Here is a 7682-nt window from a genome sequence, read left to right on the forward strand (position 1 = left end):
AGTTTGAGTTCTCAACAGCCTTATTATGTATTTAAGTATAAGAGGTGTTACTGGAAATTATACCAGCTAGCCGCTTCAAAATGCGAAAGACTTCGTAAAGTTCGTTTCCTGGACTCCCAATATCGAAAAGTTTAGACACGGCATACTGCGGTGTGCCTTGTTTGGTCACTTTGATAAATCGAAAGCTGCTGCCATTTGTCAGAAGCCCAAATGTTACTTGTTCTGGACTGGGGTCATTCAGCATATAAAATAGTAACTGAGGAAGTCCAGCTTCAACGGAATATTGTGCTCGCTTCGCTTCGATCGCAACTACCCAAAAAGATTCAATTAAAAGCAGAACATCAATACTTCCCCTGACAAGTATACCTTCATCCACGGTGACAAGTTCCACCGATTTTTCTGCCTCTATATGAAAGGGATTCAGGTATAAATCTGCTAAAAATAGCAAGGGAGCCAGTACCACCATTTTTACGGTATCTTCTATCATGGAGTGGTCGGCACTATTAGTATAGCCAGCCTTTACTTTGTCAAGATATCGCTTTTCTTCATCTGTAATTTCTGGTAAATCGTCCATCCACTCCCGGAAAAATTGCTCGTCTTCACAAAGTTGGAAGTTAAATTTTGTTTTGACATCGTGCAGAGTCAGTGTTTTTGCTTGAATTGATTGTGTCATGGCTTTGCATCTTCAATTGAAATTTATTGTAGCATACTAATTGTCGATCGCCTCCCACAAAACCTCCGCGCCAAACCTTACCGGATCGGTACAAGGCAATCCCGTTTCTGCTTGAACTTCAGCTATTGCTAACAGCGCATCTGCCTCATTTAAGTGATGAGTGTTGAGGGCGATCGCGCTCACTTTTCCCCCTGCAAAAGCACCCGCAGCCGCAGCTACCATTTCGTACAATTCCACCACTTTTGATAACCTGGGAATCGATACGTGCGGGTGATTGCGAATGCTAGTTTGTCCGGCTCTGTGCGCTAAAATTAAGTGAGTTGGCTGCGAACCCCGCAGCAGCGGCAGAGTCGCCGTCGAACCGGGATGCAATAGCGAACCTTGCCCTTCTACGTGCAGAATATCGCATTCAGAACCCAATTTTATCGCCATTTGTTCGACAGCACCAGCGGCGAAATCAACTCGCACTGCATCCAAAGGAAGGCCTTCATTTCCGATCATTAAACCAGTTTGTCCGGTTGCCAAAAATTTGGAACGCAAACCCCGCTGCAAGCAAGTGCGATTGAGTTCCAGACTGGTTGACATTTTGCCAACGCTCATATCTGTGCCGACAGTTAATACGCGGCGACAACTTAATTTAGCCGCAGCAGCAGAGGCGATCGCACCGACAGATTTCGGTTCCTGACGCACGTCCCAAATCCATTGATTTTCGGTTAATGGAACTGTTACCAAAGGTGCAAGTTTCGCGTGCAAACCGTTGACAACGGACAAACCCGCTGCTACCGCTTGATTAATTTCTGGCAGCCATTCTGCCGGCAAAACACCGCCGGAAGGAGCGATACCAATTAGCAGAATATTCGGCGCAAATTGCAGTGCTTCTGCAACGGAAGCAACTATCGGTACTTGTTGAGGAATGCCAGTTAATTCAGGTAAAGATTGTCCGGCACATTGGCTGTCTATTACTGCTACAGTTTGTGCTTCGCTGTAGCGCAAAAATGCTAAACCTGTTTTGCCGGAATGGCCGAGAATTCCCTCGTGCAGCAGGATTGCAACTTTACCATTTTTGATCGAATAATTTTTAGTCATTGGTTCACTTTTGAGACGGGCGATTTTAGATTTTAGCTTCAATCTAAAATCTAAAATCTAAAATCTAAAATCGATTGGGTGTTAGCTGTGATTTGGGTTCATGGTAAGATCATTCGGATCTTCTCCCAATTCTCGCAATCTGGCCTCTAGTCGCGAGGCTCGCTGGCGTTCCTGTTCCGCTTGTTGTTGAGCGGCTTCGGCTTGTTGTTGAGCGGCTTCCTCCGGCAACAAAACTAAATTGCCAGATTCATCGAAAAAACGCACCCAAGTCGCAGTTTCTCGATCGACAATTCCTTCCCATGTGCCCAACCAAAAACCTAACGTTTCGCACCACAGCCAACCCTGTTCGTTGGGTACTAACTGCTGATAGCGCAGGTTGGAATCTAAACGCCATCCTTGCAAAGAATTGGGCTCGAAAGGATCGAAAACAAAGTAATCAGGAGTTCTAAAAACCTGCTCGTAAATATCCTTTTTTTTCCCTGTATCCTGATTTGCCGTTGACGGCGACAGCAGTTCCACAATGACATCCGGGTAACGTCCGTTTTCTTCCCAAACTACCCAGCCTTGTCGAGAAGTATTGCTGTCTACACCCAACACAGCAAAAAAATCCGGGCCTCGGAAATCCTGATTCCGAATCTGTTTAGCGCTGTAATAAATAAACATATTGCCACCGACAAAAAAATCGTTCCGGTTAGCTAAACCTTGTTCTACGGAACGGATTAAAACGGTCATTGCTATACGGTGGCGGTTGCTTTCCATTTCTGCACCATCATCAAAAATTAAATCAGTCGGTGGTTTATGTTCTTCAAAAAAAAGTTTGGCTTCTCTATCAATTCCCTGTCCTATTGATTCTACTGGTATCATACTATCTCCAGATTTATCTTGAGCGATACTTCTATTCTACAATCTTCATTCGCTGCACTCCCAATCCCGATCGCCCGTTTGGCAACAAACACCCATTTTCGACGATCGCACCGGTGAAAGGATCGTCTAATAAATTTAAGTGACTGTCCAAATCCAAATAGTCAGCTAGCGGTGAAAGTTGTGCTGCTGCTGTATTTGCGATCGCGCTATCTGAATAGCAGCCGAACATTACTTGCAAATTGCAGGCTTTTGCTGTGTGAATCATCCGCATAGCTTCCGTCAATCCCCCTGACTTCATCATTTTGATATTGATGCCGTGGACGCAGTGCGCTAACTTGGGTATATCGGAACTATTAAAGCAACTTTCATCAGCAAAAATTGGCAGGGGCGATTGACGGTACAGTTCTGAGAACTCATCCATATCTGCGAGGGGTGAAAGCGGCTGTTCAACATAATTTATCTTGTATCTTTCCAGCCAGTGACACATCTCGGCTGCATCTTTTAAACTCCAACCGCCGTTAGCATCTACACTGATTTTAAGGTTAGGTGGTGCTTCCTCTAGCACTGCTATTAACATAGCTTTGTCGGCTTCGATTCCTGCGGGATTTCCTAATTTAACCTTAACGGCGCGGTATTTGATGCTTGCTGGATCTGTCGCATCTTTACCAAACCAATCGCGCACTCTTTCTCTTGCACTCCTCGGCGAATTAATGCCGATTGTGACGGAGGTGGGGACGATGCCCGATCGATCTAATCCCCACATTTTCCACAGGGGCAAGCCTGCTTTTTTGCCCAGCCAGTCGTGCATTGCCATGTCGATGCCGGCGCGGGCGGCTGAGGGTAAGTTGACCTCTGTTAATACTTGTTCGATTTTTTGGCGATCGAACGGAGTAAACTTTTCTAGCAGCGGTGCAACTTCCTGCAATGCAGCTAGCAGAATTTCGGTAGTTTGGGGCCGAGAACCTGTGGAAAAAGGCGATGCTTCTCCCCAACCTTCGATGCCTTCGTGTGCTAATTTTACCCATAAATTCGTACTTTGGGTTGTTGTACCGCGGCTGATGGTAAGGGCAAACCGCTTGCGGACAGTGAAAGTTTCAATTTGAACGTGCATTGTCAGTGATTGGTAATTTTTTGTAGATAAAAATCCGAGGGGACGGATTGCGCCGCTATTGCCATTTTTTACTTTTTACTTTATAGTTTGATTTTGCTTGTTCTAGTTTATCAAAAATTTGATGAAATTCATTATTTCTGTTTCGCCGAAGAGAGTTGCTTTCTCTCTCAGCATTTGGGTGCTCTTCTTTGCTGTTGCTGGTTGCATCGTACAAGTTCTGCGGTACGGTTTCAACTATCAAGAACGCTGGATTAGTTTGTTTAACTTAGACAGAGAAATAAATTATCCTTCGTGGTACTCGTCATTTACTTTGCTGTTTTGCGCGATTTTGCTAGGTATTATTGCTAGTGCTAAGAAGAAGGAGGGCGATCGGTATTTTGGACACTGGAAAGCGCTGGCGTTCATCTTTGTATTTTTTTCTTTAGATGAAATCTTGAGTTTGCACGAAATATTAATTATTAACGACTTGCGAAAAGCACTGGATTTAGGGGGCATTTTTTACTTCATTTGGGTAATTCCGGGGGCGATTTTTGTTGCGGTTACTGCGCTGGCTTATCTCAAGTTTCTCCGGCACCTACCCCGAAAAACAAGGGATTTATTTTTACTGGCAGGCAGTATATATGTCGGTGGAGCACTTGGCATGGAAATGGTTTGTGGCTATTATGCAGATGCGGTTGGCCAGCGAAACTTGATCTACGGTTTGTTGGCTTCTGTTGAGGAAATTTTGGAAATGGTAGGGGTGATAGTATTTATCTATGCCCTGCTGTCTTACATCGGTTCCTATCTTGAAACTATTGATTTGCGGTTGAAGATAGTGGATAATCCACAGAGGTAAAACTGACTATAAACCAAGATTATTAACGAAATTGAAATCGCAGACTTTATGGCTATATACTTCTACACCACTGCCAGCGAATACGGCTGTTTTTCTAATTTTTCCAGTCATGGATTCGAGTTAGACGGAGAATATTGGCCAACTACCGAGCATTATTTTCAAGCACAAAAGTTTCCCAAAACGGCTCATTGCGACCAAATTCGCCAAGCAAAAACGCCGAAAGATGCCGCAAAAATGGGGCGCGATCGCTCTCGTCCCCTCCGTAAAGATTGGGAAAAAGTAAAAGATGATATCATGCGAAAAGCCGTACTCCGAAAATTTGAAACTCATGCCGAAATTAGAGAAATTTTACTCGCTACAGCGGATGAGGAAATAGTCGAAAATTCCCCAGTTGATTACTATTGGGGTTGCGGTAAAGATGGCAGCGGCAAAAATATGTTGGGCCAGATTTTAATGGAAGTAAGGGAAATATTGCGAAAACGCACGTCAGAGTAAAACAGAACTTAAATTTCCCAAACTAAAGCAGGACTTATTTAATCCTAAGTCCTGCAATGCTCGTCAGCGAGCATTTCCTCAATTTTCTTAAACACTGAACTCATAAATCGGCATGAGCAACTGTCAAAACTTGTGTCAATCTCGTCGGGCTGTTCTAGTAGAGGGTTTAGCCTCTCCTCAGAGACTGCGAAGCAGGGGAAACGGTAAAAACCCTGCACCACTTTTTTTGTTTTAACAACTACTCTCAACCGGAATTAACTTTTTTCGTCGCAAGTACAGCATTGTTAGCCCGTCGCCTCCCGGACACCGTTCCCCTAAAGTTGGCGATTCACAGGTAAAACAGCAAAACACCTGTTCTGGTTAAACTTTGTTTTTTATTGATGCTGTATCTTTACTATTGTGTACGATTTGTGGAAAGTGTCAGCACTCGTTCAGAATTCTTTACATTTGTGATTTATTTGGATACCATCGCGCCACTCTGTCGCAGTTGCTGTTGAATTCTATTAAATTCTTTCTGTTCTGCGCTTAGCAAACTATTGTCGATCGGCGATCGCATATCCCACTGCAATTCGGACAATAACAACAAACAGCCGGCCATAATTATGCCTGTGGTTAGATATTGCCAAGGTGCAACAAAAGTTAATAGAGGGATGCTAAATAAATGAGTTAGTCCAATCAGGAGAAAAGTGCGCGATCGCAAACCGAGTCCCGTCAACAAATAGCCGATCGCGCTCAATCCCAACCACAAATCGCAAAGGTGCAGTAACAAACCTCCCCAACCGGCAAAAATACTGCAATCCGTCAGAACCAAACCAGTTATCATCAAAATCGCCCAAGAGTAAAGAATCCAGCTAACACGCTCGACTCTTACCCAAAACAAAGTCAAAACGGCCATTACCGCAGTGCCAATTAGAGTCAAAGTTGACCACAAAATCGCCTGAAAGCTCCAACTGAGGGGGAAAAACTGAGCCGTAAAAAAAATCCCCCCTGTCACCAAACCCCAAAGCAGAAAAGTTTGGTCGATGCGGGTATAAAATCCTGAGAAAAGAGTAATATTTCCAATTTGCCAGCGGAGTTGCAACAGGCCTTCGATGTCTTGTACGTCGAGATGTTCCTGTTTGCAGCGGATTAGGGGTTCGGAGGCGTTGAAAAAGGTCATCCAGTGTTGGGGAAAGTATGAAGTTTTGTGTATTGTAACAAATCTTAAAGTAGATTTTTTATATTTTTTTTGTTCCCCGGCTCTGCCGGGGGACGCAGATTTGGAGGCTCTGCCTCCCGCGAGTCTATGACTTGCGAGGCTCTTCAAGAGTGATATCGGTTCCCCGGCAGAGCCTGAGAACCACTTAATCTGCTGATTAATGATTTATTGTGCCTGCTGTTCACACCACAGATTCAAAATTGCTTACCACTCCCGCAGTAGCCTTTTTGCTTCTGTCAAAAGGATCTCCGTGCTTTCTGGTTCTGCATCTTCTTCACCTGTGGGCCATAGTTCTGTAATTACAATACGGTCGGTATAAAGTTCAGCATCTATACAATTGCCAGTCACTTCAGTTACTTTTACATCCCTCATATTTTGCTACATTCAATTTTATCAATAATTTCTAGGTATATTTGTCCTTTCGTAGACCGAGCTTCTTCAAGAAAAGCTGCTAGGAGATAACTCCGAGGGGGTAATTGTCGATCAAAAATAGCGATCGTTTGTCCGCTATAAGGAATGAGAATTAAATAACTTCCACTCTTGAAATTGGGATGGGCGGGACGCCCATCCTTTTTGGACGGGCGGGACGCCCATCCCACAATAACAATTAAAATTGTAAGTTATTTAATTCGCGTTCCTAAGAAAACAAAGGGCGACAGACGAGTTTTGCTAGAACTTCTCATAGAAGAACGCAATTTACAGCACTTTCCAGGTAAGTGAAGTACAGAGAAACCGGGTTTCTTGAATAAAACCGGTTTCTGGCGAGAAATCCAGAAGAAACCCGGTTTCTGGGGTGTACTTTATAAACCTGGAAGCCGCTGTATTAGAACCATGGGTGTCAACAAAACCCGAATAAGTAAAACAGGACTTACGCACTCCGACAAAGAAACCGGGTTTTTTACCTAATCTGCCGATTGCAACGAAGTCTTTTCGTGAAAAACCCGGTTTCTGGGCCCCCTGGGTAAGTCCTATAAAATCGATCTAAAATAGAAATTGATGCTACTAGCAATGGAGTCATCCCCATGACAACAACAATTCCCTCTCAAACTTTGCCAGAAATCATCTACCCAGACAGCGACGGAAAACCCATGTCTGACAACACCAAACAGTTCCAATTAATAGTAAAAATTCAAGGCGGAATAGATGCCTTATTCAAAGACCACGAAAATGTCTTTGTAGCAGGTGATTTGCTGTGGTATCCTGTCGAAGGAGATAACAAAACTTGCCAAGCACCTGATACTATGGTAGTGTTTGGCAGACCGAAAGGTTACAGAGGTTCCTACCAACAGTGGCTTGAAGATAATATTGCGCCGCAAGTTGTCTTTGAAATCATTTCCCCTGGCGTAAGGATTCAGGTCTGAAATTCGGGAATGAGGTCAGGCATAGGAAAGTAGTCACAAGAATGGGCATTCATAGCCTC

Annotated in this window: 8 protein-coding genes and 1 pseudogene; 4 read left to right on the forward strand and 5 right to left on the reverse strand. The window is 44.0% G+C overall.

Annotated features, from left to right (window positions below; genetic code table 11):
* Positions 1-31 precede the first annotated feature (31 nt).
* The 4 genes from QT984_RS08175 to QT984_RS08190 form a co-directional block, all read right to left on the reverse strand.
* Positions 32-673, reverse strand: a complete 642-nt coding sequence (locus tag QT984_RS08175) for a type I restriction endonuclease (protein ID WP_333051625.1) — start codon at positions 671-673, stop codon at positions 32-34.
* A gap of 36 nt (positions 674-709) precedes the next feature.
* Complete coding sequence (locus tag QT984_RS08180; RefSeq protein WP_333051623.1) at positions 710-1759, reverse strand: DUF1611 domain-containing protein; 1050 nt, start codon at positions 1757-1759, stop codon at positions 710-712.
* A gap of 81 nt (positions 1760-1840) precedes the next feature.
* On the reverse strand, positions 1841-2623 hold the full coding sequence (locus QT984_RS08185) for a Uma2 family endonuclease (protein WP_333051621.1): 783 nt from the start codon (positions 2621-2623) through the stop codon (positions 1841-1843).
* A 31-nt stretch (positions 2624-2654) separates the two neighbouring features.
* On the reverse strand, positions 2655-3734 hold the full coding sequence (locus QT984_RS08190) for a dipeptide epimerase (protein ID WP_333209914.1): 1080 nt from the start codon (positions 3732-3734) through the stop codon (positions 2655-2657).
* Positions 3735-3855: 121 nt separating this feature from the next.
* On the opposite strand from QT984_RS08190, the gene QT984_RS08195 reads away from it, so the two are divergent.
* Complete coding sequence (locus QT984_RS08195; RefSeq protein WP_333051615.1) at positions 3856-4569, forward strand: hypothetical protein; 714 nt, start codon at positions 3856-3858, stop codon at positions 4567-4569.
* Between the two features lie 48 nt (positions 4570-4617).
* A complete protein-coding gene (locus QT984_RS08200) occupies positions 4618-5064 on the forward strand; it encodes an NADAR family protein (protein WP_333209916.1) in 447 nt (148 codons plus the stop codon).
* 454 nt (positions 5065-5518) lie between these two features.
* Here the strand turns inward: QT984_RS08200 and QT984_RS08205 are convergent, their stop codons facing one another.
* Positions 5519-6223, reverse strand: coding sequence for a hypothetical protein (locus tag QT984_RS08205; RefSeq protein ID WP_333051610.1), 705 nt, complete (start codon positions 6221-6223; stop codon positions 5519-5521).
* Between the two features lie 579 nt (positions 6224-6802).
* On the opposite strand from QT984_RS08205, the gene QT984_RS08210 reads away from it, so the two are divergent.
* Together QT984_RS08210 and QT984_RS08215 are read left to right on the forward strand one after the other, a co-directional pair.
* Complete coding sequence (locus tag QT984_RS08210; RefSeq protein WP_333209917.1) at positions 6803-6982, forward strand: hypothetical protein; 180 nt, start codon at positions 6803-6805, stop codon at positions 6980-6982.
* A 302-nt stretch (positions 6983-7284) separates the two neighbouring features.
* A pseudogene (locus QT984_RS08215) lies at positions 7285-7605 on the forward strand (Uma2 family endonuclease); the annotation flags it as partial.
* Positions 7606-7682: the final 77 nt, after the last annotated feature.

The organism is Microcoleus sp. Z1_B2 (genome assembly GCF_036700325.1).
Taxonomy (GTDB): domain Bacteria; phylum Cyanobacteriota; class Cyanobacteriia; order Cyanobacteriales; family Microcoleaceae; genus Microcoleus.

Bases quoted from the DNA above. Each gene is read 5' to 3' on its own strand.
- QT984_RS08175 (WP_333051625.1), bottom strand. From the start codon at position 673: ATGACACAATCAATTCAAGCAAAAACACTGACTCTGCACGATGTCAAA.
- QT984_RS08180 (WP_333051623.1), bottom strand. From the start codon at position 1,759: ATGACTAAAAATTATTCGATCAAAAATGGTAAAGTTGCAATCCTGCTG.
- QT984_RS08185 (WP_333051621.1), bottom strand. From the start codon at position 2,623: ATGATACCAGTAGAATCAATAGGACAGGGAATTGATAGAGAAGCCAAA.
- QT984_RS08190 (WP_333209914.1), bottom strand. From the start codon at position 3,734: ATGCACGTTCAAATTGAAACTTTCACTGTCCGCAAGCGGTTTGCCCTT.
- QT984_RS08195 (WP_333051615.1), top strand. From the start codon at position 3,856: ATGAAATTCATTATTTCTGTTTCGCCGAAGAGAGTTGCTTTCTCTCTC.
- QT984_RS08200 (WP_333209916.1), top strand. From the start codon at position 4,618: ATGGCTATATACTTCTACACCACTGCCAGCGAATACGGCTGTTTTTCT.
- QT984_RS08205 (WP_333051610.1), bottom strand. From the start codon at position 6,223: ATGACCTTTTTCAACGCCTCCGAACCCCTAATCCGCTGCAAACAGGAA.